Consider the following 21,426-nt stretch of genomic DNA (forward strand, 5'->3'; position numbering starts at 1 on the left):
CTACCTCGTGATCGGGTCTGCCGCTCTCAGGCGCTCACGAGAAGCTGTTGGGGCCCAGCAGGGCCTTCAAATCACCCTTCAGGGCGGTCGTCGGGTTGACGTGGTACGGCCCGAGGCGCAGCAGCGTCGTGCGCGAGCCGTGGCTGAGCTTCACGTGCACCTCGGCCTTGCCGGGGTGGTTGACCAGGATCTCCTTGAGCCGGTCGACCAGCGGCGGGGTGCAGCGGGTGGCCGGCAGCGACAGCACCACCGGCCGGTTCTCCTCGGCGGCGCTCACGTCCGGGATGGACAGGTCCATCGCCATGAGCCGCGGCGTCTCGTCGCGCCGGTCGACGCGGCCCTTCACGACCACGATCGCGTCCTCGGCGATGTACTGCCCGACGAGCTCGTAGGTGTTGGGGAAGAACAGCGCCTCGACCGCGCCGCCGAGGTCCTCCAGCGTGGCCGACGCCCACGGTTTGCCCTGCTTGGTGATGCGCCGCTGGACGCCGGTGAGCATGCCGGCGAGGGTGACCACGGCGCCGTCGGAGATCGCGCCCTCCTCGGACAGGGTGCTGATCGCGGTGTCGGCCGCCTTGGCCAGCACCGGCTCGAGGCCGAACAGCGGGTGATCGGACACGTACAGCCCGAGCATCTCCCGCTCGAAGGTGAGCAGCTCGCGCTTGTCCCACTCGATCTGCGGGATCTGCACCGTCATCGCCGTGCCGCCGGCCGAGGAGTCGTCGGACCCGAACGCGTCGCCGAAGAGGTCGAACTGGCCGATGGCCTCGTTCTTCTTGAGGTCGGCGTAGTTGTCGATCGCGTCGGCGTGGATGGCCAGCAGGCCCCGGCGGGGGTGCCCCATCGAGTCGAACGCGCCCGCCTTGATCAGGGATTCGATGGTCTTCTTGTTGCAGACCACCGCGTCGACCTTGGACAGGAAGTCGTCGAAGTCCTTGTACGGCCCGTTCTGCGTCTGCCGGCACCGCACGATCGCGTCGACGACGTTGTGCCCGACGTTGCGCACGGCGGCCAGGCCGAAGCGGATGTCCTTGCCGACCGGGGTGAAGGGGCCGGCGGACTCGTTAACGTCGGGCGGCAGCACCTCGATGCCCATGCGCCGGCACTCCGACAGGTACATGGCCATCTTGTCCTTGTCGTCGCCGACGCTGGTCAGCAGGGCCGCCATGTACTCGGCCGGGTAGTTCGCCTTGAGGTACGCCGTCCAGTACGACACCAGCCCGTAGCCGGCCGTGTGCGCCTTGTTGAAGGCGTAGTCGGCGAACGGCACGAGCACGTCCCACAGCTTCTGGATGGCCTCGTCGCTGTACCCGTTGGCGCGCATGCCCGCCTGGAACGGGCCGAACTCCTTCTCCAGGACCTCTTTCTTCTTCTTGCCCATGGCCCGGCGCAGCAGGTCGGCCTGGCCGAGGGTGTATCCGGCCAGCTTCTGCGCGGCGCGCTGGACCTGCTCCTGGTAGACGATCAGGCCGTAGGTCGGGCCGAGGATCTCCTTGAGGGGCTCCTCCAGCTCCGGGTGGATCGGGGTCATCTCCTGCTGCCCGTTCTTGCGCAGCGCGTAGTTGGTGTGCGAGTTGGCACCCATCGGGCCGGGCCGGTACAGCGCCAGCACGGCGGAGATGTCCTCGAAGTTGTCGGGCTTCATGAGCCGCAGCAGCGAGCGCATGGGCCCGCCGTCGAGCTGGAACACGCCGAGCGTGTCGCCGCGGGCCAGCAGCTCGTAGGCCGGCTTGTCGTCCAGCTCCAGCGAGAGCAGGTCGAGCTCGATCCCGCGGCGTTTGATGTTCTTCACCGCGTCGTCGATGATCGTCAGGTTGCGCAGCCCGAGGAAGTCCATCTTCAGCAGGCCGAGCGTCTCGCAGGTCGGGTAGTCGAACTGCGTGATGATCGCCCCGTCGGCGTCGCGGCGCATGAGCGGCACGTGGTCGATCAGCGGTTCGGCGGACATGATCACGCCGGCGGCGTGCACGCCGGTCTGGCGGATCAGCCCCTCGATGCCCTTGGCGGTGTCGACGACCTTCTTGACGTCGGGGTCGCTGTCGTACAGCGCCCGGAACTCGACCGCCTCGGAGTAGCGCGGGTGGTTGGCGTCGAAGATCCCCGACAGCGGGATGTCCTTGCCCATCACGGCGGGCGGCATCGCCTTGGTGATCCGGTCGCCGACCGCGAACGGGTAGCCCAGCACCCGCGCGGAGTCCTTGATGGCGGCCTTGGCCTTGATCGTGCCGAAGGTGGCGATCTGGGCGACCCGGTCCTCGCCCCACTTCTCGGTGACATATCTGATCACATCGCCCCGACGTCGCTCGTCGAAGTCGATGTCGATGTCGGGCATCGAGATACGGTCGGGGTTGAGGAACCGCTCGAAGATCAGCCCGTGCGGCAGCGGGTCGAGGTCGGTGATCCCCATCGCGTAGGCGACCAGCGACCCGGCGGCCGACCCACGCCCGGGCCCGACGGCGATGCCCTCGTTCTTGGCCCAGAGGATGAAGTCCGAGACCACGAGGAAGTACGCCGGGAAGCCCATCTTGACGATCATGTCGGCCTCGTAGTCGGCCTGCTTCTGGTGCTCCTCGTCGATGCCGCCCGGGAAACGGCGGGCCATGCCGCGGGCCACCTCGGCCCGGAAGAAGGACTCCTCGGTCTCGCCTTCGGGCACGGGGAAGCGCGGCATCAGGTTGTGGAACTCGAACATCCCGTCGATGTCGACCTTCTCCGCCACCACCAGCGTGTTGCGGCAGCCGGCCTGCCACAGGTCGGAGGAGTCGACCGCGCGCATCTCGTCGGCGGACTTCAGGTAGTAGCCCGACCCCCCGAACCGGAACCGGTTGGGGTCGTTGATGTTGGCCGCGGTCTGCACGCACAGCAGCACGTCGTGCGCCTCGGCCTGCGCCTGGTGCGTGTAGTGCGAGTCGTTGGTCACCACGGGCGGGATGTTGAGGCGCTTGGAGATCTCGGTGAGCCCTTCGCGGACCCGCTTCTCGATGTCCAGCCCGTGGTCCATGACCTCGAGGAAGTAGTTGTCCTTGCCGAAGATCTCCTGGTACTTCGCCGCGGCCTTCAGGGCCTCGTCGAAGTGGTCGAGCCGCAGCCGGGTCTGCACCTCGCCGGACGGGCACCCGGTCGTGGCCATGAGCCCCTCGGCGTGCTCGGCGATGATCTCGGCGTCCATCCGCGGCCACTTCACGAAGTGCCCCTCGATCGAGGCCCGCGAGTTCAGCCGGAACAGGTTGTGCAGACCGGTCTTGTTGCGCGCCCAGATCGTCTTGTGCGTGTACCCGCCGGAGCCGGACACGTCGTCGTCCTTCTGGTCCGGCCGCCCCCACCGGACGCGCTGTTTCGTGAGCCGCGACTCGGGCGCGACATACGCCTCGACCCCGAGAATCGGCGTGACCCCGGCCGCCTTGGCCTGCTTGTAGAAGTCGTACGCCCCGTGCATGTTCCCGTGGTCGGTGATCGCCACGGCGGGCATCCCGAGCCGGCTGGCCTCGGCGAACATGTCTTTCAGGCGCGCCGCTCCGTCAAGCATGGAGTACTCGGTGTGCACGTGGAGATGCACGAACGAGTCGCCCATGCTCAACCCCCTGAGGCTCGGTCTGACGGGTCCGGCGGATCAGCCTAGTCACGAAGCCGCCCCGACACACCCAACGACACCCGCGTGTGGGCGGGATCGCTGAGCCTTGGCACACGGCAAGGCGACATTCCGGATCCGCCGCTTCCGGCTCGTCACGCAGACGAGTTCGGCGGTGACGGTCAGCCGCCAGGTACGCGTCCACCCACCGCTCGGCGCCCCGGCGCAGCCTCACCTTGAGCAGTTCGTCACCGACAGCACGCAGCCGGTCGCCGAACCCCGGCGGCAGGTGCCGCAGCCCGCGATGCGCCACCTCGGCCAGGAGGCCTACGGCCCGTTTCACCGCGGCCTGCATCCGCGACATCGCCAGCATCGTCAGCAGGTGCCGCAGCCCGCGATGCGCCACCTCGGCCAGGAGGCCGACGGCCCGTTTCACCGCGGCCTGCATCCGCGACATCGCCAGCATCGTCAGCAGGTGCCGGACGGCTTGCGGCGGCAGGCTTCCGGGGCCGCCGGCGAGCTCGACGGGGGCGAGGAGGACGGGGTCGGCCCAGTCGGGTATCGATAGAAGGCGCGCCGGCAGCACGAACGCCGGGTCGGCGTCCAGCAGCACGGCGATCGCGGCCGCGGCCGGCTCGCCGTAGCCGCGCGCGGCCGCTTCGACCGCCTCACGATCGGCCGCCGCGATGCAATGCAGCGCCCGCGCCGCGTTGCGGCGCGCCGCGCCCGGCGTGGGATGCCGCCGCAGCCACGCCCTCGCGGCCGGCCGGACCGACTTGAGCCGGACCAGCCACTGCGGCCGCGTGGTCGTCCGTGGTCCGGGTGTCTGCCGGGTGGGTCCCGACGGGCGACACCATAGCGAGCCCCACCGACAGTTTTTGGCGGCGGCCGCTTTGAGCTGCGGCGATGGAGATCGGACCGGGCGGGGTGAGAAAAGTTGCCAAATGGGGAAAATCGGATCCTCGGAAAAGTGTCGTACCGTCCTGTTACACCAGAGTCATGGGATTGCGGACCGTACGCGGGGTGAGCGTCGAAGAGGCGCTCCGGATGGTTCTCATGCTGCCCGAGGTCGACCAGCGCCAACACGGCAACCACATCGGCTTCCGGGTGCGGGACAAGGGGTTTGCGTACCTGTGCGCGGACGACTGGACCATGCTCGTCAAGGCATCGAGGGAGGATCAGGCGGCGCTGGTCGAGGACGACCCGCGGGCGTACAAGAAGGCACACACCTCCGGGCGGATCGGCTGGGTCCAGGTGCGGCTGCGCAAGGCGCACGAGGACGAGCTCGCCGACCTGATCACGGAGGCGTGGCGGATGACGGCACCGAGGTTGATCGTGGCGCGGGCCGAGCTGCCGTTGTGCTGAGCGGTCCGGGGCGTCGCCGCGCTTGACGGCCGGCGCTCGTTGTGGAGCGGATCGCGTTCGTCCTGGGCAGTCGCGGGGGCTTGTTCAGGGCGGTACCGGCACGGGGCGTTGCACGGTCGGCGACGAGGGAACGGCGGAACGGTGCCCGGGGCAGCAGCCGGGCGCAGGACGGGGCGGTCGTGTAGGTCTGGGCACGAACAAGGCGCCGCGAAGGCGGCCGAGCAGAGGAGGGCGCGGACGCGCACAGCCGGGGCGAGAACAGCGCGCGGCGAAGGCGGCCGAGCACAGCAAGGCACGGTCGCGCGCGGCCGGGCACGAAACGGCGCCCGGGGCAGCAGCCGGGCGAAGGAAGTGCGAGCGCCTCGGCTCAGCGGGCGATGGACAGGATGGTGGTGATCAGGCCGCCGGCGAGAGCGGCGGCGAGCACGGCCGCGAGGACGATACGCCACGTGAGGCGGATCGCCTGGCCGGCGTGGGCGGCTGGGTTCTTCATCGGTGAAGGGAAGCATGATGGACTGACGGCGAGCTGTGGTTCACCTGAAGTGCACCGCGGGGAGGTCTCAGGTCACGGGGGTGGCTGCCGATCGCGGCGGGCGTGGACGTTCGGGTGCTCGGGCGCATCGAGATCATGGACCCCGCCGATGCGGGCGGGCGGCGGCTGACCGGCGACGACCTGCCCCGCCGGGCGAGGCAGGTGCTCGGCGTGCTCGCGGCGCGGCACGACAAGGTGCAGTCCAAGGATGCCCTGGCCGACGCGGTGTGGGGCGAGGAGCTGCCGGGCAACCATGCGGCGGCGCTGGAGCACTACGTGTCGGTGCTGCGGCGCGTGCTGCAGCCGGGGGTACCGACGTCGCGGTCGTTCATCGTGACGCGGGCCGGCGGGTACGTCTTCGCCACCGATCGCGCGCGCCTCGACCTCGCCGACCTGCGGGCCGCGGCGCGGATCGCGGACGCGGAGCCGGGGCGGGCCGACGTGCGCGAGCAGATCGTGCGGCTGGCGAGGGATCTGCCGTTCGCCGAGGACGAGTACGCCGACTGGGCCGCTCCGGCGCGTACCGAGGTGCGGGCCGTCCTGGTCGGGGCGTTGCTGGACCTGGCCGACGGGGCGGCCGGCGACCCGGGGCGGGCGCAGCGGCTGGCGCGCGAGGCGATCGAGCTTGAGCCGTACGCCGAGCGGGCCTACCGCATCGCCATGCGCGCCGGGGCCGGGCAGGGGCGCGCCGATGAGGTCATCCGCTGGTACGACCAGTGCCGCCAATCGCTCGCCGACGGGCTCGGCATCGCGCCCTCGTCCGAGACCGCGGGGCTGCGGGAGTCGCTGCTCGCGGGGCTGGCGGGCGCGGCGGGCGGGCCGCCGGCGTTCGAGCGGCGGCGCGGCGACCGGCGCAAGGCCGCGAACGTCACCAACGCCACGACCGGCACCACGAGCGCGACGGACACCGGCGCACAGGCCGCGCACATCACCAACGCCACGACCGGCACCACGAGCGCGACGGACACCGGCGCACAGGCCGCGCACATTACCAACGCCACGACCCGCGCCACGAGCGCCACGGACGCCAGCACCGAGGGCGCGGGCGTCACGAACGCCACGGCCCGCGCCACGAGTGCGGCGGACGCCGGCGCGCAGGGCGTGGACGTCACGAACGCCGCGACCGGCGCCGCGAGCGCGGGGGACGCCGGCGCAAGGGGCGCGGACGACGGCGTTGACCGGGACGATGACGCGCCGCGGACGCACCTTGCGGTGGTGCGGGCGCTGCCGGCGCTCGAGCCGGGCGCGGGGGCGACGGCGCGGGCGGCGAGCGGGTTCGTCGGGCGGCACGCCGAGCTTGAGGCGCTGGCCGAGGGGCCCGATGTCGTACACGTGGTCGGGCCGGCCGGGGCGGGGAAGTCGGCGCTGCTGGGGCGCCTCCGCGAGCGGCATCCGGAGAGGGTCGGGCTCGGGCGGGGGCCGGGGCCGGGCGGCGCGCTGCGGCTCGGGTGGCTGCGGACCGTGCTGCACCAGCTCGGGGCGCCCGCCGACGCCGTGCTGGACGCCGCCATGTCCGAGCGGCGGCACCTGCGGCCGTCGGAGTTGGACGAGATCGTGCAGGCTCTGCGGTACCGCGGAAAGCACCCCTCCATCGTCGCCATCGACGACGCCGAACATCTCGACGCCGACTCCGTGGCCGAGCTGCGGTGGCTGCAGGAGCGCGGGGTGCGGGTCGTGGTGTCGTACCGGTACCCGTCCGGGATCGCCGGGCGGCCGCTCGGGGCGCTCGACGCGGATCTCGTGCTACGGCTGGCTCCGCTCACCGACGCCGACCTCGGGCCCGACCTGCTGGCGGCCAGCGGTGGCGTGCCGGCGCTGGTGGCGGCGGCGCGCGATCTCACGCCGGAGCTCGGTGCGCAGGTGGCTATGCACCTGGCCCGGCAGCGTACGCGGTGGATGCCCCCGGCGGCCTGGGAGATCCTCCGGCTGACCGCGGCGCTCGGCTCGCTGCGGGTCGAGCAGCTCGCGGCGGCCGGCGGGCTGGAGCTGGACGACGTACTCGGGGCGGTGGACCAGCTGGTGCACGCGCACCTGCTGGTGGAGGGGCCGGGCGGGCACGTGCGGCATCGCAGTGAGCTGGTTCGGGGTGCCGTCGCGGCTCAGGTCTCCGCGGCCCGGAGCCACCATTTGCGGGCCAAACTGGCATAGACGCCGCATATCCGACTTATCCGTGGCCAGGGTATAAATCCGAAATGTCGGGCGCGCCAGCGCCCGACATTTCGGGGATCCGGAGCCGACGCAGTCCCGGCGAAGCGATCCCGGGTGAAGGCGCTCCGGGCCGCAGAGATCCGCGGCGACTGAGAGTTAGCGCCGCCCGGGGCGAGCCTGACGCATCGGCGACAGCAATAGAGCGTTGCGCCCGCGGGCGGCCTGTCCTATGTTGTTCTCAGATCGAGAAATACTCGAACCGAGAAAGACTCGGAGCGAGAAAGACTCTGCCTGAGAAGGACTGGCCGCCCGTGACGAACGAAGACGCGGACTTCCTCGCCAACTACGACCCGCGCGCCTACCCGCCGGTTGCCGTCACCGTGGACGTCGTCGCGTTCACCATCCGCGACGGTGGGCTGCACGTGCTGCTGGTGCAGCGCGCGTGCCCGCCGATGAAGGACGCCTGGGCGCTGCCCGGCGGGTTCGTCGGCGAGTGGGAGGACCTGCCGACGGCCGCGGCGCGGGAGCTGGCCGAGGAGACCGGCGTCGCCACCGCCAACCGGCGGCTGCACCTGGAGCAGCTGGGGACGTACGGCGCGCCGGACCGGGATCCGCGCATGCGGGTGTTCTCGGTCGCGTACCTGGCGTTCGCGCCGCACCTGCCCGACCCGGTGCCGGGCACCGACGCGCGGGTCGCGGCCTGGATGCCGATGGACGACCTGCCGGCGCCGCTGGCCTTCGACCACGCGACGATCCTGTCCGACGGGCTGGAGCGGGCGCGCTCGAAGCTGGAGTACTCGCCGCTGGCCACGCGGTTCGTCGGCGAGGAGTTCACGATCGCGGAGCTGCGGGCCGTGTACGAGACGGTGTGGGGGGAGCCGCTGCACGCGGGGAACTTCCACCGCAAGGTGCTGTCCGTTCCCGGGTTCGTCGACAGTACCGGGGCCACCACCGAACGCGGGGGCGCGCGCGGCGGGCCGCGGGCCAAGTTGTACCGCGCCGGCGACGCCCAGCTGCTGCACCCGGCGCTGCTCATGCCGAGCCGGGAGGAGAGCGTGCGGTGAACACCGACGAGGCGATCGCGCTGGTCGAGCGGGCCTCCGCCGAGGAGCTGTTCGGCGGCGGCGACGCCCACCAGAGGTACCGGACCCTGGCCAAGCTCATCCACCCCGACGCCGTCGGGCCGAAGGGCACCAAGGCGTTCGCGCGGCTGTCGGAGCTGTGGCGCAACCGCGGGACGATTCGCAGTTCGCGCGGGGTGTACTCCACCGAGACGCTCGAGTTCCGCGGTGACCTCGCCAACCTCTACAAGGTGCCCGAGGGGCATCTCAAGCTGGTGCGCGATCCGGCCTGCAACGACCTCATGGCGCGGGAGGCGGCGGCGCTGCGCCGGATGGCCGAGTACGGCGACCCGCGGTACCTGCCGTACCTGCCCCGCCTGGTCGACACGTTCCGGCACAAGGCGGAGTCGACGCGGCGCGGCAACGTCATCGCCGTCTCCGCGCGGCGGCTGCACAGCCTGCGCGAGGTCGCCGAGAAGCGCCCGCACGGGCTCGACCCGCGCGACGCCGCGTGGATGTGGCGGCGGCTGCTCGTCGGGCTCGGCACCGCGCACCGCGCCGGGGTCGTCCACGGCGCGATCCTGCCCGGGCACGTCCTCATCGAGCCCGACGACCACGGCGTCGTGATCGTCGACTGGTGCTACAGCGCGAGCGGACCGGGCGAGCGCATCGCCGCGATCGTCCCCGGCCACCGCGACCAGTATCCCGCCGAGGTCCTCGACCGCGGCACCCCCGGGCCGTACACCGACCTGGCCATGGCCGCGGGGCTCATGGCCGGGCTGATGGGCGAGCGCGCACCGAAGGCGCTGCGCCGCTTCGCCGACGGCTGCCGGCTCGCCTCGCCCCGCCAGCGGCCCGACGACGCGTGGCGGCTGCTCGCGGAACTCGACGAGCTGCTGCACCGGCTGTACGGCCCCCGCAAGTTCCGACCGTTCGCCCTCTGACCCAGCACAGGAGGTACACCATCATGGGCAGTGGATCCTGGTCGACCGATGTCTATGACGCCGCCGATCGCTACCGGCGGGCCACCGGCACGAGCGCCTTCGCCTACAGCGACTCGGGCGCTCGTACCGTGCACGACGCCCTCGATCCGAAGGGCGTCGCCGCCCGGGAGAGCCGCGACTCGGACGAGCACCCCAACTCCGTGGCCATCGCCGTGCTCTTCGACGTGACCGGCTCGATGGGCTCGGTACCGCGCGTGCTCCAGCAGAAGCTGCCACAGCTGCTCGGCCTGCTGCTGCGCAAGGGGTACGTCAAGGACCCGCAGATCCTGTTCGGCGCCATCGGCGACGCGACGTGCGACCGCGCGCCGCTGCAGGTCGGGCAGTTCGAGTCCGACAACCGCCTGGACGACGACCTCGGGCGGTTCGTGCTCGAGGGCGGCGGGGGCGGGCAGATGACCGAGTCGTACGAGCTCGCCATGTACTTCATGGCCCGCCACACCTCGATCGACTGCTTCGAGAAGCGGGGCCGGCGCGGGTACCTGTTCATCATCGGCGACGAGCAGGCGTACCAGCGCGTGAAGCCGGCCGAGGTGGCGAAGGTCATCGGCGACCGCCTCGCCGAGCCGATCGGCCTGCGCGCGATCGTCGACGAGGTGCGGCGGACCTACGACACGTACTACATCCTGCCGGCCGGCTCCTCGTACGCGGGCAACACCGCGATCCTCGACTTCTGGCACGACCTGCTCGGCCAGAACGTGATCGCCCTCGACGACCTCGACGCGGTGTGCGAGACGATCGCGCTGACCGTCGGGCTCGGCGAGGACAGCATCGACCTCGACGAGGGCCTGGCCGACCTGCAGGACGTCGGGTCGGGCGCGGCGGGCACGGTGGGCAAGGCGCTCGCCCGCATCGGCAGCGGCCGGGTGCCGGTGGCCACCGGCTCCGTCCCGGCCGACCTGGCCGGCCCGGCCTCGGTCGAACGCCTGTAAGGGCACGAAAAGTCGGGCGCTGGCGCGCCACGACTTTTCGGACTTTTCGCCTGCCGGGGGATAAATCCGATATGTCGTGGCGCGCCAGCGCCCGACATATCGGCCTAAATCGTCCCTCGGGCCGGCGCGGCGCAACACACCGCAACAAGGCTCCCCACCGAGAGGACCGCTGCGGTCAGCTGAGGGGCCGCAGTCATCAAGCGGCCGATGCCGCCAGGGGGACGCCGCCGCCAACGGGGGCCGCCGCAGCCGGGGCCGCCGCCAACAGGGGCCCCCGCCCGCCGCTGAGGCCGAGGCCGCGGACGAGCGACCGCCGCGGCTGAGGGCCGAGGCCGCCAAGGGGCGCTGCGGCAGCGTCCGATATCTCCACTCAAACCACACTCCGAACGGCCGCACAGCACCGCAAGGCCGGGTGCCGTCGAGGGGGCGGCACCCGGCCACGGCGGACGCGGCCGAAGACCGAAGACCGAAGAAGAGAAGGCGGCAATGCACACCATCGTGGTCGATCTCGGGTTCGGGGACTGCGGCAAAGGGACCGTGGTCGACTACCTCTGCGCCACGCGCGAGGTCGACACCGTCGTGCGGTTCAACGGGGGCGCCCAGGCGGCGCACACCGTCGTCATGGCCGACGGGCGCAAGCACACGTTCGCGCAGTTCGGGGCCGGTTCGCTGCGCGACGGCGTGCGGACCCACCTCTCGCGGTACATGGTCGTCGACCCCCTGTCGCTGGTCACCGAGGCCGAGCACCTCGTCGCGCTCGGGGCCGGCGACGTCTGGCGGCGGCTGAGCGTGGACCGGGCGGCGCTGATCTCCACGCCGTACCACCGCGAGGCCAACCGGGCCAAGGAGATCGCCCGCGGGGCGCGGCGGCACGGGTCGTGCGGGATGGGGGTCGGGGAGGCGATGGCGTACGCGCTGGAGCACCCCGACGACGCCCCGCGCGCCGGCGACTGCGCCGAGCCGGCGGTCCTGCGGCGCAAGCTCGCCACCCTCAAGCAGCGGCTGGGCAGCGGCGGACCGCCGGTGGAGGCGTGCCTGGCCGCCTACCAGGGGTTCGCGGCGACGGTGCGCCTGGTCGACGGCTTCCGGGCCGAGGGGCCCTGCGTGTTCGAGGGGGCACAGGGGGTACTGCTGGATGAATGGCACGGGTTCCACCCGCACACGACGTGGAGCACGACGACGTTCGCCAACGCCGAGGCGCTGCTGGACGGCGAGCCCGCGTACCGGCTCGGCGTCCTGCGGACCGTGACCACCCGGCACGGGGCGGGGCCGCTGCCGACCGAGGACCCGGGGCTGGGCATCACCGACCCCAACAATCCGGCCAACGACTGGCAGGGGCCGTTCCGGGTGGGGCATTTCGACGCGCCCCTGCACCGGTACGCCATCGAGGCCGCCGGCGGCGTCGACGGGCTCGCGCTGACGCACCTCGACCTGCGGGTGCACCGGATGTGCCGCTCCTACCGCGACAACCCGCTGCGGGTCGGGCCGCCGGGCGACCTCGAGTGGCAGGCGGCGATGACGCGGGCCCTGGCCGCCGTCGAGCCGCAGTACGAGCGGGTCACCGACTGGGTGCCCGCCGTCGAGGAGGCGCTCGGCGCGCCCGTCGTCATCGAGTCGTGGGGGCCGACGGCGCAGGACAAGAAGCCGGCCTGAAACCGCACCTCAGTCGCACCACACCGGGACCTCAGCGGGCGATGCGATGCTGGCCGGCATGGGACTGGCGCACGACGCAATCCGGGCCGTCACGCTGGCGGCGGCCGCCGGGCTCGCCGCCGGGGGCGGGATCGGGATCCTCGCGCCCGGGTTCGCCGAGGCCGGCGCGGCGCCGGCCCGGCCCGTGGCGGCGGTGCGACCGGTCACCGTCACGAGCGTGGACCTGCTGGCCGGGCGGCGGCTCGAGGTGACGCTGCGGTTCGTGAACACCGGCCGCGCGGTCGAGTACATCGACCCGGCCGGGCTCACGGTCACCGCGGACGGCGCCGAACTTGCGCACCTGAGCGACCCGCGCACCGCCGTCGTCGACCTGCACCCGGGGGCGACCGGCGAGGAGACCGTCGCCTTCGCCGCCCCCTCCCCCGCCGCCACGCTCGAACTGCGCCTGCCCGGCGGCGAGACGTTGCCGCTGAGTTAGGCCGGGCGCGGGCGCTCGCGGCGGACCACCGGGCGGCGGCCCTTGAGCGTGGTGCGCCGCAGCGTGTCGATGACCTCGTCGACGGCGCCGTCGGGGACCTCGACCAGCGAGAAGCGGTCGGTGATCTCGATCGCGCCGATGTCGCGGCCGGACAGGCTCGACTCGCCGGTGATCGCGCCGACGAGGTCCTGCGGGCGGATGCCGGCCGCGCGGCCGGCGCCGACGAACAGGCGCGTCATGCCGCCGGCCGGGGTGCGCCGGCCGCCCGCGTCGCGGCCGCGGGGACGGCCGTCGTCGCGCACGCTCACCCGGCGGCCCGGGCGCTCCTCGCGGTCCCGGGGCTGGCGCACCGGTACGTCGGGAATCTCCTCCTGGTCGCCCTCGCCGACGCCGGTCGCCTCGTGCGCGAGCTTGACGGCGGCGAGCGCGATCTCCATCGGGTCGAACTCATCGGCGAGCGACTCGACCACCACCCGGAACCGCTCGAGGCCGGAGTCGGCGATGAGGCTCTCCTGCAGCGCCGCGCGGGTCAGCTCGAGCCGGCGGGCCCGCAGGTCGGCGACGGAGGGCACCTTCTCGACGGCGATGCGCTGCTTCGTGATCCGCTCGATGGTCTTGAGCATGCGGTGCTCGCGCGGCTCGGCGAGGGTGATCGCGACGCCCTCGCGGCCGGCCCGGCCGACGCGGCCGATGCGGTGCACGTACGACTCCGGGGCCGACGGCACGTCGTAGTTCACCACGTGGGTGAGGTGCTCCACGTCGAGGCCGCGGGCGGCGACGTCGGTCGCCACGAGCAGGTCGGCCGTGCCGTTGCGCAGCCGCGCCATCACCCGGTCGCGCTGCTCCTGGCCCATGCCGCCGTGGAGGGCCTCGGCGCGGTACCCCCGGCCGTTGAGCGTCTCGGTGAGCTGGTCGACCTCGTCGCGGGTGCGGCAGAACACGATCGCGGCGCCGGGCGCCTCGACGTCCAGGACGCGGCCCAGCGCCGCCGGCTTGTGGGCCCGGGGCACGACGTAGGCGACCTGGCGCACCAGCGGGGCCTCGCCGGCCGGGGTCGGCTCGCGGCCGATCTGGATGCGCACCGGGTCGTTGAGGTGGCTGCGGGCCAGCCCGTCGATGCGCGGCGGCATCGTCGCCGAGAACAGCACCGTCTGGCGGTCCTCCGGCGTCTCGGCCAGGATCGCCTCGATGTCCTCGGCGAAGCCCATGTCGAGCATCTCGTCGGCCTCGTCGAGCACGACGACGTGCAGGTCGTGCAGGCGCAGCGTCCCCCGCCCGAGGTGGTCCAGCGCGCGGCCGGGCGTGGCGACGACCACGTCGACGCCAAGCTCCAGGGAGCGCAGCTGACGGCCGATGGGCTGCCCGCCGTAGATCGGCAGGACGCGCACGCCCAGGTCGCGGCCGTACCGATGGATGGCCTCCGACACCTGCACCGCGAGCTCGCGGGTCGGCACCAGCACCAGCGCCGCCGGGTTTTCGCCACCCGGATGGGGCAGCCGCTGCAGCAGGGGCAGCGCGAACGCGGCGGTCTTGCCGGTGCCGGTGGCGGCCTGCCCGAGCAGGTCACGCCCGGCGAGCATCGGCGGGATGGCCTCGCGCTGGATCGGGGTCGGCTCCTCGTAGCCGAGGCCGGTCAGCGCCTTGAGCAGCTCGTCCCGCAGCCCCAGCTCGGCGAAGCCGGTGGTGTCCTCTTCGTCGATCACGGGATCTGCTCCTCACTCGGGCATGACATACGCTTCCAGCATCCCAAACGCGCGATCGGCCCCCGGTGGCGCGGTGGCCGGGTGTGATCTGCGACCGGTTAGGGTTTCCCGATGCCGGACGATCCGAACCCCGCCGATGGCGCCGACGTGGGCTGGCGGGAGCAGCGGGCCCGGGCGGTCGCGCACCACGGCGCGGAGCTCGAGCGGCGCCGCGGGGCGGAGGCGGCGCAGGCCGCGGCCCTGATCGCCGAGTTTGTGCAGGCCGCGCGGCGGGCCGGCCCGCCACCGCAGGTGCTGCGCGCCCGATCGTACGCGGGCCGTTCCTATCGGACGTCACTGCGGGGCTGGTACCTCAACCCCGAGCGGACCATCGCGATCAGCGAGGCCGGGCAGTACTACTCCCTGCTGGTCCCGCCGTCGGCGAGGGCCTGGCTGACCGGCGCCGACCCGCAGCCCCAGCCGCCGCGGCTGGTCGTGGGCGAGGGCGGCCGCGACGGCGAGTCGATGCCGCTGGCCACCCTGCTGGAGCGGCTGCTCACGTCCGGATGAACTCCGGCGGTACCTCGTCCGTCAGCCACACGCCGTTGTCCGAGCGGTAGAAGGCGTGCCCGGCCCGGCCCATCTCGCCGGCGAGCACGGTGAGGATGACGATCGCGCCGCCGCGGCGTGCGCCGACCCGCCGGGCGGTGCCGGTGTCGGGCGAGAGGTGGACGTGGTGGCGGCCGCCGCGGTTCAGGCCGGTCGCCCGGATCGAGTCGAGCACGCCGGCGCTCGTGCCGTGGAAGAGCAGCTCCGGCGGGTCGGCCGGGGCCAGGCCGAGCTCGACCGGGACCGAGTGCCCCTGGCTGGCCCGGATGCGCTCCACCCCGTCGTCGCCGACGGCGACGGCGAAGCGCTGCTTGTCGTTGCCCGCGACGACCTCGTCGAGCGCCGGGCGGTCGATGCCGAGGGCGGCGAGCAGCTCGGCGACGGGCACCCAGCCGGCGGCGTCGAGGGTGAGGCCGACGCGCGCGGGGTCGTGGCGCAGCGCCTTCGACATCCGCTTACTGATCTTGACTAACTGTGCGTACTCCATAGCGGCCTCAATTGTGCGCTTCGATGTCCGCGGCGTCTCAGCATTTCTTCCTGAGGCCGTCCAGCACGACGGCGACCGCGAGCGCCCGGGCGGGCTGCGGCGCCCAGCGCGCCGCGTGCGAGGCCCCGACGACGACCGCGATGACCTCGACGGGGCCCACGTCGGGGCGCACCGCGCCGGCGTCGCGGGCCCGCAGCACCAGCGCCTCGACCGCCGCGAACAGCTCGTCCCGCACCCCGGCGAAGACGCCGGACACGTCGACCCCGGCCCCGGCCAGCGCGTCGGCGTACGCGTTCTTGGACGCGCTCTGCTCGACGATGTGCTCGAGGAACCCGAACAGCGCCCCGCCCGCATCGGCGTCGCCGGCCGCGCGCCGGGCGTGCTCGACCAGGCCGCGCATCCGCTCGACGAGCACCGCCTCCAGCAGCGCCTCCTTCGTCGGGAAGTGCCGGAACACGGTGCCGATGCCGACCCCGGCCCGCCGCGCCACCGCCTCGGTCGGCGCCCCGACGCCCTCGGCGGCGAAGACCTCCTCGGCCGCCTCGAGCACCCGGGCCCGGTTGCGCCGCGCATCGGCGCGCAGCGGCTTGTCCGTCTCGTTCACGCGCCTATGTTGACATACGGAGCGAGCACTCCGTATCTTCGGGACCTCGTCAGAACCGGAGTGTTCAGTCCGATTCAACCTCGGGGGTTCCCATGCCGCTCACCGTCCTCCTGGCGCTGGTCGCCGGGCTCTTCGCCGGCAACGGCCTGCCGTACTACCTGCGGGGCAGCATCGGCGAGGGCCGCAACCCGTCGCCGTTCCCGGACCGCCCGGCGGTGGCCGTGGCCAGCGGCGTGGCCTGCTTCCTCATCGCCGGCACGGCCTGGGCGTTCGCCGGCGTCGGCGCCCACCCGCTGGCGGGCTGGCTCGCGACCGCCGCCGGGGTCCTCGTCGTCGGCCTCATCCACGCCCGCACGTGGCGCGCCGCGAACCCGTGGGGCAAGCGCACCCGGCCCAGCTAGACCTGGCGCGATCCTTGCGCGACCTGGCGCGGCGGCCGCTTGTCGGGCCGGGCGGGCGGCCCGCACGATCGAGGGCGTGAGGAGCCGGCCGTCCCGGACCGCGGCCCTCGTCGCCGCGGAGGTGGCGCGGCGACGAGGGCGGCGGTGCCTACCGCGTGACGTGAGCGTCCGCGGCGTCCAGAGCGTCGTCGATCGCGTCGATGCCCTCGAGCAGCTCGTCCTCCGAGATGACCAGTGGCGGTACGACATGGACGCGGTTGAAGTGCGTGAACGGCCACACGCCGCGCGCCTTGCAGCCGGCGATCACCTCGGCCATCGGGGCCGCGGCCGGGCCCGACGCGTTGTAGGGCACGAGCATCTCGCGGGTCTCGCGGTCGCGGACCAGCTCGATCGCCCAGAACAGGCCCAGGCCCCGCACGTCGCCGACGGACGGGTGGCGCTCGCGCAGCTTCTCCAGGCGGGGGCGCACGACGCGCTCGCCGAGGTCGCGGACGCGGGCCGGGATCTGCTCGTCGCGCATCACCTCGATCGTGGCCACCGCCGCGGCGCAGGCCAGGGGGTGTCCGGAGTAGGTGAGGCCGCCGGGGAACGGGCGCTCGGCGAACGTCTCGTAGACGCGGGGGCCGAGGATGACGCCGCCCAGCGGTACGTAACCCGAGTTGACGCCCTTCGCGAACGTGATCAGGTCGGGGACGACCGACCAGTGGTCGACCGCGAACCACTCGCCGCAGCGGCCGAAGCCGCTCATGACCTCGTCGGCGATCAGCAGCACGCCGTGGCGGTCGCACAGGGACCGGACGCCGGCCAGGTAGCCGGGCGGGGGGACCAGGATGCCGTTGGTGCCGACCACCGACTCCAGGATCACGGCCGCGATCGTCTGGGGGCCCTCGAGCGTGAAGACCTCCTCGAGGTGGGCCAGCGCGCGCTGCGTCTCCTGCTCCTCGCTCAGGGCGTGGAACGGGGAGCGGTACACGTACGGCCCGAAGAACCGCACCACGCCGGGCATCGCGGGCTCGTTGGCCCAGCGGCGCGGGTCGCCGGTGAGCGTGATCGAGCCCGTGGTCGCGCCGTGGTAGGACCGGTACGCGGCCAGGATCTTGTGGCGGCCGGTCGTGCCGCGGGCCATGCGGATCGCGTGCTCGTTGGCCTCGGTGCCGCCGTTGGTGAAGAACACGTGGCCGAGGTCGCCCGGCGCGACCTCGGCGATGAGCCGGGCGGCCGTGCTGCGGGCGGCGTTGCCGAACGTGGGCGCGATCGTGCACAGCGTCGCGGCCTGCTCCTGGATCGCGGCCACGACCCGCGGGTGCTGGTGGCCGAGGTTGAGGTTCACCAGCTGGGAGGCGAAGTCGAGATACCGCCGGCCGGACTCGTCCCAGAACGTCGCGCCCTCGCCGCCGGCCACGACGACCGGGTCGAGCGTCCGCTGGGCCGACCAAGAATGGAAGACGTGCGCTCGGTCGTCGCGCCACGCGTCGGTGCGTTGGTCCGTCATGAGGAGAAGCTAATGGCACACGTCCAGCCGAACAATACCCACTCTGTTACAGGTCGCGATCAGATCACGTCGGTGCAGGAGCTCGAGGCGCTGCTCGGGACGCCGAAGCCCCGGGCCGTGAGCAAGGAACGCGACCGGCTCTGCGCGACCGACCGCGACTGGCTGGCGCTGTCGCCGTTCGTGCTCGTGGGCACCAGCGACGCCGAGGGCAACTGCGACGTCTCGCCCAAGGGCGACCCGCCCGGCTTCACGTACGTCATCGACGAGCGCACGATCGCCCTGCCCGAGCGGCCCGGCAACCGGCGCGCCGACGGCTTCCACAACATCCTGGCCAACCCGCACGTCGGGCTGATCTTCATGATCCCGGGCCGGCGCGAGACCCTGCGGATCAACGGCCGCGCGCGGCTGCTCACCGGCGCGCCGTGGTTCGACGAGCTCGTCGTCGAGGGGCACCGGCCGGTGCTCGCGCTCGTCGTCGACATCGACACGATCTTCTTCCACTGCCAGAAGGCGTTCATGCGCTCGCAGCTGTGGAAGCCCGAGACGTGGACCCCCGACCGGCTGCCCACGCACGCCCGGCTGGTCAAGAGCGTCCAGGACACCCCCGAGACCGTCGAGCAGCTCGAGGAGTACTACGCCGAGGCCAACTACCGCCAGGGCCTCTACGCATAAGGGGGTTAGACCCACTGTCACGGCCGCCCGCCGCGGACAGAATGGCTGCATGAACTGGTGGCCGTTCACGCGGCGGGGGCTGATCAGCATCGGCCGGGTGGCGCTGGTGGGGATCGTGACGTTCCCGATCCACCTCGTGCTCGTCATCCTGACCGTGCTGTCGCTGCTGACCACGGTGGCCGGGGTGGGGCTGGTACTCACGCCGCTCGTGCAGCTGCTGGTGCGCGCCTACGCCGACCGGCGGCGGCGCCTCGCGCGGGACTGGGCGGCGGTGGACATCCCCCGGCCCTACCGCCCGCGGCCGGCGGGGGCCTTCATCGGCTCGCCGCGGCGGTGGATGTGGCTGGTGCGCGACCCGGCGACGTGGCGCGACCTGCTGTGGCTCGTGGGCGGCGCGCCGATCGGCCTCGTCGCGGGGACGGTGCCGCTCATCGCGCTGCTGTACGGCGTGCAGGGCCTCGTGCTGCTCCCGGTCCTCGCCGCCGCGACCACCGGCTGGTACGGCTACGGCGTCACCTGGCCCATCGACGACCCGGCCGACTTCCTGCTGGTGCCGCCGCAGGGCGCCCTGATCACGGCCGGCGCCCTGTACTGCGGGCCCTGGCTGCTGTGGGCGCTGGCGCGGTACGACCACAGCCTCCTCGGGCCCACCCGCAGCGCCGTGCTGTCGGTCCGCGTCGACCGGCTCACCCGGACCCGGACCCAGGTGGTCGACGCGCAGGCCGCGGAGCTGCGCCGCATCGAGCGCGACCTGCACGACGGCGCGCAGGCCCGGATCGTGGCGCTGGGCATGAGCCTCGGCATGGCCGAGGACCTCGTCAAGCACGACCCGGACGCCGCGCAGGCGCTCATCGCCGAGGCCCGTGAGGCCAGCACGAAGGCCCTCGCCGAGCTGCGGCTGCTCGTGCGGGGCATCCACCCGCCGGTGCTCGCCGAGCGCGGGCTGGCCGGCGGGCTGCGGGCGCTCGCCCTGACCCTGCCGCTGCCGGTGGCGGTCGACGGGGAGCTGCCGGGGCGGCCGCCGGCGCCGGTCGAGTCGGCGGCGTACTTCGCCGCGGCCGAGGCGCTCGCCAACGTCGTCAAGCACAGCGGCGCCACGGCCGCGTGGGTATCGTTGTCCTACCTCGGGGGTGCCCTCTACGTCGTCGTCGGTGACGACGGCGGGGGCGGGGCGGCGGCCCGCGCCGGCTCGGGGCTGGCCGGCGTCGAGCGGCGGCTGGCCGCGTTCGACGGGAGCCTGCGCATCGACAGCCCGCGGGGCGGACCGACCGTGCTGACCATGGAGCTGCCGTGCGCGTTGTCATCGCCGAGGATCTCGCCCTCCTCCGCGACGGGCTGATCCGGCTGTTGCACGCCTACGGGTTCGAGGTCGTCGCGGCCGTGGACAACGGCGCCGACCTGCGTGCCGCGCTGCTGGAACACCGGCCCGACGTCGCCGTCGTCGACGTGCGGCTGCCGCCGACGTTCACGGACGAGGGACTGCGCGCCGCGATCGCCGCCCGGGCCGAGGCGCCCGGGCTGCCGGTGCTGGTGCTGTCGCAGCACGTGGAGCAGCTGTACGCCCGGGAGCTGCTCTCCGACTCGGGCGGCGGCGTCGGCTACCTGCTCAAGGACCGGGTGTCCACGGTCGGCGAGTTCGTCGACGCGGTGCGCCGGGTCGCGGGCGGCGGCACCGCCATGGACCCCGAGGTCGTCTCGCAGCTGCTGGCCCGCAACGCCGGCACGCCGACGCGGGCGCTGACCCCGCGGGAGCGCGAGGTGCTCGGCCTGATGGCGGAGGGCCGCTCCAACGCGGCGATCGCGGGCCGGATGTTCGTGACCGAGAAGGCGGTCGGCAAGCACATCAACAACATCTTCGCGAAGCTCGGCCTGCCGCCGTCCGAGGACGACAACCGCCGGGTCCTGGCCGTATTGGCGTACCTGAACGCATGAGCGCCGACGACGGGACCCTCACCGCCCGGCTGCGCGCCGCCGGCTGCGTCTTCGCCGAGGAGGAGGCCGCCCGGCTGCTGGCCGCCGCGCCGGACGCCGCGGCCCTGGAGGCGATGGTGGTGCGCCGGGTCGCCGGCACCCCGCTGGAGCACGTCCTCGGTGTGGCCGACTTCGCGGGGGTACGCCTGGAGATCGCCGACGGCGTCTTCGTGCCCCGGCACCGCACGGAGCTGCTGACGATGACCGCCCGCGCCCTGATCCGCAACGGCGCCACGGTCCTGGACCTGTGCTGCGGCACCGGGGCGCTCGGCCTCGTCGTGGTGCGCGGCGTGCCGGGCGCCCGCCTGGTCGCCGCCGACATCGACCCGGTCGCCGTCGGCTGCGCCCGGCGCAACCTGGCCGGCGTCACCGCGGAGGTGTTCGCCGGCGACCTGTTCGAGCCGCTGCCGGCCGGGCTGCGCGGGCGGGTCGACATCCTGCTCGCCAACGTGCCGTACGTGCCGACCGCCGAGATCGCGTTCCTGCCGGAGGAGTTCCGGGTCCACGAGGCCCGGGCCGCCCTGGACGGCGGCGCCGACGGCCTCGACGTCTTGCGCCGGGTGGCCGCCGGGGCGCCGGCCTGGCTGGCCCCGGGCGGCGCGCTGCTGTGCGAGGCCGGCGACGCCCAGCTGGAGGCGGCGCACGCGGCGCTGCGCGCGGCCGGCCTGCACCCGGCGACGGTGACCGACGAGGAGACGGAGACCCACGTCGTCGTCGGCCGCCTGCGCTGAGCCGGTGCCGGGCCGCCGCGGTCGTCGCGGCGGCCCGGT

Annotated in this window: 20 protein-coding genes; 13 read left to right on the forward strand and 7 right to left on the reverse strand. The window is 73.2% G+C overall.

Features of this window, described 5'->3' with window-relative positions; genetic code table 11:
* Positions 1–34 precede the first annotated feature (34 nt).
* Positions 35–3,571: a DNA polymerase III subunit alpha gene (gene dnaE, locus ACQEVU_RS37185; RefSeq protein WP_433332058.1), complete on the reverse strand. Its 3,537-nt coding sequence runs from the start codon at positions 3,569–3,571 to the stop codon at positions 35–37.
* Entirely contained in the window at positions 3,519–4,181 is a 663-nt protein-coding gene (locus tag ACQEVU_RS37190) for a hypothetical protein (RefSeq protein WP_433332060.1), read from the reverse strand. The genes dnaE and ACQEVU_RS37190 overlap by 53 nt, the downstream gene beginning before the upstream one ends.
* Positions 4,182–4,567: 386 nt before the next feature.
* Between ACQEVU_RS37190 and ACQEVU_RS37195 the strand changes: the two genes are divergently transcribed.
* Positions 4,568–4,933: an MmcQ/YjbR family DNA-binding protein gene (locus tag ACQEVU_RS37195; protein WP_433332062.1), complete on the forward strand. Its 366-nt coding sequence runs from the start codon at positions 4,568–4,570 to the stop codon at positions 4,931–4,933.
* 367 nt (positions 4,934–5,300) lie between these two features.
* Here the strand turns inward: ACQEVU_RS37195 and ACQEVU_RS37200 are convergent, their stop codons facing one another.
* Positions 5,301–5,426, reverse strand: a complete 126-nt coding sequence (locus ACQEVU_RS37200) for a hypothetical protein (RefSeq protein ID WP_433332064.1) — start codon at positions 5,424–5,426, stop codon at positions 5,301–5,303.
* A 102-nt stretch (positions 5,427–5,528) separates the two neighbouring features.
* Between ACQEVU_RS37200 and ACQEVU_RS37205 the strand changes: the two genes are divergently transcribed.
* The 6 genes from ACQEVU_RS37205 to ACQEVU_RS37230 all read left to right on the forward strand — a co-directional run bounded on the left by ACQEVU_RS37205 (position 5,529) and on the right by ACQEVU_RS37230 (position 12,738).
* Complete coding sequence (locus ACQEVU_RS37205) at positions 5,529–7,613, forward strand: AAA family ATPase (protein WP_433332066.1); 2,085 nt, start codon at positions 5,529–5,531, stop codon at positions 7,611–7,613.
* A gap of 311 nt (positions 7,614–7,924) precedes the next feature.
* Positions 7,925–8,677: an NUDIX hydrolase gene (locus tag ACQEVU_RS37210; protein WP_433332068.1), complete on the forward strand. Its 753-nt coding sequence runs from the start codon at positions 7,925–7,927 to the stop codon at positions 8,675–8,677.
* Positions 8,674–9,618 (forward strand): serine/threonine protein kinase, encoded by a 945-nt coding sequence (locus tag ACQEVU_RS37215; RefSeq protein ID WP_433332070.1) that lies wholly within the window; start codon positions 8,674–8,676, stop codon positions 9,616–9,618. The genes ACQEVU_RS37210 and ACQEVU_RS37215 overlap by 4 nt, the downstream gene beginning before the upstream one ends.
* Positions 9,619–9,641: 23 nt before the next feature.
* Positions 9,642–10,607 carry a hypothetical protein gene (locus tag ACQEVU_RS37220; protein WP_433332072.1) on the forward strand — a complete coding sequence of 322 codons (966 nt, stop codon included), beginning with the start codon at positions 9,642–9,644 and terminating at the stop codon, positions 10,605–10,607.
* A gap of 486 nt (positions 10,608–11,093) precedes the next feature.
* A complete protein-coding gene (locus tag ACQEVU_RS37225) occupies positions 11,094–12,260 on the forward strand; it encodes an adenylosuccinate synthetase (protein WP_433332074.1) in 1,167 nt (388 codons plus the stop codon).
* 58 nt (positions 12,261–12,318) lie between these two features.
* Positions 12,319–12,738: a hypothetical protein gene (locus tag ACQEVU_RS37230; RefSeq protein ID WP_433332076.1), complete on the forward strand. Its 420-nt coding sequence runs from the start codon at positions 12,319–12,321 to the stop codon at positions 12,736–12,738.
* Here the strand turns inward: ACQEVU_RS37230 and ACQEVU_RS37235 are convergent.
* Positions 12,735–14,441, reverse strand: a complete 1,707-nt coding sequence (locus ACQEVU_RS37235) for a DEAD/DEAH box helicase (RefSeq protein WP_433332078.1) — start codon at positions 14,439–14,441, stop codon at positions 12,735–12,737. The two genes, ACQEVU_RS37230 and ACQEVU_RS37235, sit on opposite strands and share 4 nt — an antisense overlap.
* A gap of 111 nt (positions 14,442–14,552) precedes the next feature.
* Between ACQEVU_RS37235 and ACQEVU_RS37240 the strand changes: the two genes are divergently transcribed.
* A complete protein-coding gene (locus ACQEVU_RS37240; RefSeq protein ID WP_433332080.1) occupies positions 14,553–14,990 on the forward strand; it encodes a hypothetical protein in 438 nt (145 codons plus the stop codon).
* Here the strand turns inward: ACQEVU_RS37240 and ACQEVU_RS37245 are convergent.
* Together ACQEVU_RS37245 and ACQEVU_RS37250 are read right to left on the reverse strand one after the other, a co-directional pair.
* Positions 14,977–15,516, reverse strand: coding sequence for an RNA 2'-phosphotransferase (locus ACQEVU_RS37245; RefSeq protein WP_433332082.1), 540 nt, complete (start codon positions 15,514–15,516; stop codon positions 14,977–14,979). The two genes, ACQEVU_RS37240 and ACQEVU_RS37245, sit on opposite strands and share 14 nt — an antisense overlap.
* A 37-nt stretch (positions 15,517–15,553) precedes the next feature.
* Entirely contained in the window at positions 15,554–16,120 is a 567-nt protein-coding gene (locus tag ACQEVU_RS37250; RefSeq protein ID WP_433332084.1) for a TetR/AcrR family transcriptional regulator, read from the reverse strand.
* A 92-nt stretch (positions 16,121–16,212) separates the two neighbouring features.
* Between ACQEVU_RS37250 and ACQEVU_RS37255 the strand changes: the two genes are divergently transcribed.
* On the forward strand, positions 16,213–16,521 hold the full coding sequence (locus ACQEVU_RS37255) for a hypothetical protein (RefSeq protein ID WP_433332086.1): 309 nt from the start codon (positions 16,213–16,215) through the stop codon (positions 16,519–16,521).
* A gap of 148 nt (positions 16,522–16,669) precedes the next feature.
* Here the strand turns inward: ACQEVU_RS37255 and ACQEVU_RS37260 are convergent, their stop codons facing one another.
* Positions 16,670–18,013 carry an aspartate aminotransferase family protein gene (locus ACQEVU_RS37260; protein WP_433332088.1) on the reverse strand — a complete coding sequence of 448 codons (1,344 nt, stop codon included), beginning with the start codon at positions 18,011–18,013 and terminating at the stop codon, positions 16,670–16,672.
* 12 nt (positions 18,014–18,025) lie between these two features.
* Here ACQEVU_RS37260 and ACQEVU_RS37265 point away from each other — a divergent pair, with 12 nt between their 5' ends.
* From ACQEVU_RS37265 to ACQEVU_RS37280, 4 genes are read left to right on the forward strand one after another with little or no spacing between them, the layout of a single operon-like run.
* Positions 18,026–18,685 carry a pyridoxamine 5'-phosphate oxidase family protein gene (locus ACQEVU_RS37265; RefSeq protein WP_433332090.1) on the forward strand — a complete coding sequence of 220 codons (660 nt, stop codon included), beginning with the start codon at positions 18,026–18,028 and terminating at the stop codon, positions 18,683–18,685.
* 49 nt (positions 18,686–18,734) lie between these two features.
* A complete protein-coding gene (locus ACQEVU_RS37270) occupies positions 18,735–20,024 on the forward strand; it encodes a sensor histidine kinase (protein WP_433332092.1) in 1,290 nt (429 codons plus the stop codon).
* The gene (locus tag ACQEVU_RS37275; RefSeq protein WP_433332094.1) at positions 19,976–20,617 is read left to right on the forward strand and encodes a LuxR C-terminal-related transcriptional regulator; all 642 of its coding nucleotides are present in this window, start codon (positions 19,976–19,978) and stop codon (positions 20,615–20,617) included. Before ACQEVU_RS37270 ends, ACQEVU_RS37275 begins: the two co-directional genes overlap by 49 nt.
* Positions 20,614–21,387, forward strand: a complete 774-nt coding sequence (locus ACQEVU_RS37280) for a putative protein N(5)-glutamine methyltransferase (protein ID WP_433332096.1) — start codon at positions 20,614–20,616, stop codon at positions 21,385–21,387. Before ACQEVU_RS37275 ends, ACQEVU_RS37280 begins: the two co-directional genes overlap by 4 nt.
* Positions 21,388–21,426 lie beyond the last annotated feature (39 nt).

The organism is Dactylosporangium sp. CA-139066, assembly GCF_050936175.1.
In the GTDB taxonomy this organism is placed as follows: domain Bacteria; phylum Actinomycetota; class Actinomycetes; order Mycobacteriales; family Micromonosporaceae; genus Dactylosporangium.

What these genes read in the sequence shown, in the direction of transcription:
- dnaE (WP_433332058.1), bottom strand. Translation starts at nt 3,571, where the DNA reads ATGGGCGACTCGTTCGTGCATCTCCACGTGCACACCGAGTACTCCATG.
- ACQEVU_RS37195 (WP_433332062.1), top strand. Translation starts at nt 4,568, where the DNA reads ATGGGATTGCGGACCGTACGCGGGGTGAGCGTCGAAGAGGCGCTCCGG.
- ACQEVU_RS37200 (WP_433332064.1), bottom strand. Translation starts at nt 5,426, where the DNA reads ATGAAGAACCCAGCCGCCCACGCCGGCCAGGCGATCCGCCTCACGTGG.
- ACQEVU_RS37220 (WP_433332072.1), top strand. Translation starts at nt 9,642, where the DNA reads ATGGGCAGTGGATCCTGGTCGACCGATGTCTATGACGCCGCCGATCGC.
- ACQEVU_RS37225 (WP_433332074.1), top strand. Translation starts at nt 11,094, where the DNA reads ATGCACACCATCGTGGTCGATCTCGGGTTCGGGGACTGCGGCAAAGGG.
- ACQEVU_RS37230 (WP_433332076.1), top strand. Translation starts at nt 12,319, where the DNA reads ATGGGACTGGCGCACGACGCAATCCGGGCCGTCACGCTGGCGGCGGCC.
- ACQEVU_RS37240 (WP_433332080.1), top strand. Translation starts at nt 14,553, where the DNA reads ATGCCGGACGATCCGAACCCCGCCGATGGCGCCGACGTGGGCTGGCGG.
- ACQEVU_RS37245 (WP_433332082.1), bottom strand. Translation starts at nt 15,516, where the DNA reads ATGGAGTACGCACAGTTAGTCAAGATCAGTAAGCGGATGTCGAAGGCG.
- ACQEVU_RS37255 (WP_433332086.1), top strand. Translation starts at nt 16,213, where the DNA reads ATGCCGCTCACCGTCCTCCTGGCGCTGGTCGCCGGGCTCTTCGCCGGC.
- ACQEVU_RS37260 (WP_433332088.1), bottom strand. Translation starts at nt 18,013, where the DNA reads ATGACGGACCAACGCACCGACGCGTGGCGCGACGACCGAGCGCACGTC.
- ACQEVU_RS37265 (WP_433332090.1), top strand. Translation starts at nt 18,026, where the DNA reads ATGGCACACGTCCAGCCGAACAATACCCACTCTGTTACAGGTCGCGAT.
- ACQEVU_RS37270 (WP_433332092.1), top strand. Translation starts at nt 18,735, where the DNA reads ATGAACTGGTGGCCGTTCACGCGGCGGGGGCTGATCAGCATCGGCCGG.
- ACQEVU_RS37280 (WP_433332096.1), top strand. Translation starts at nt 20,614, where the DNA reads ATGAGCGCCGACGACGGGACCCTCACCGCCCGGCTGCGCGCCGCCGGC.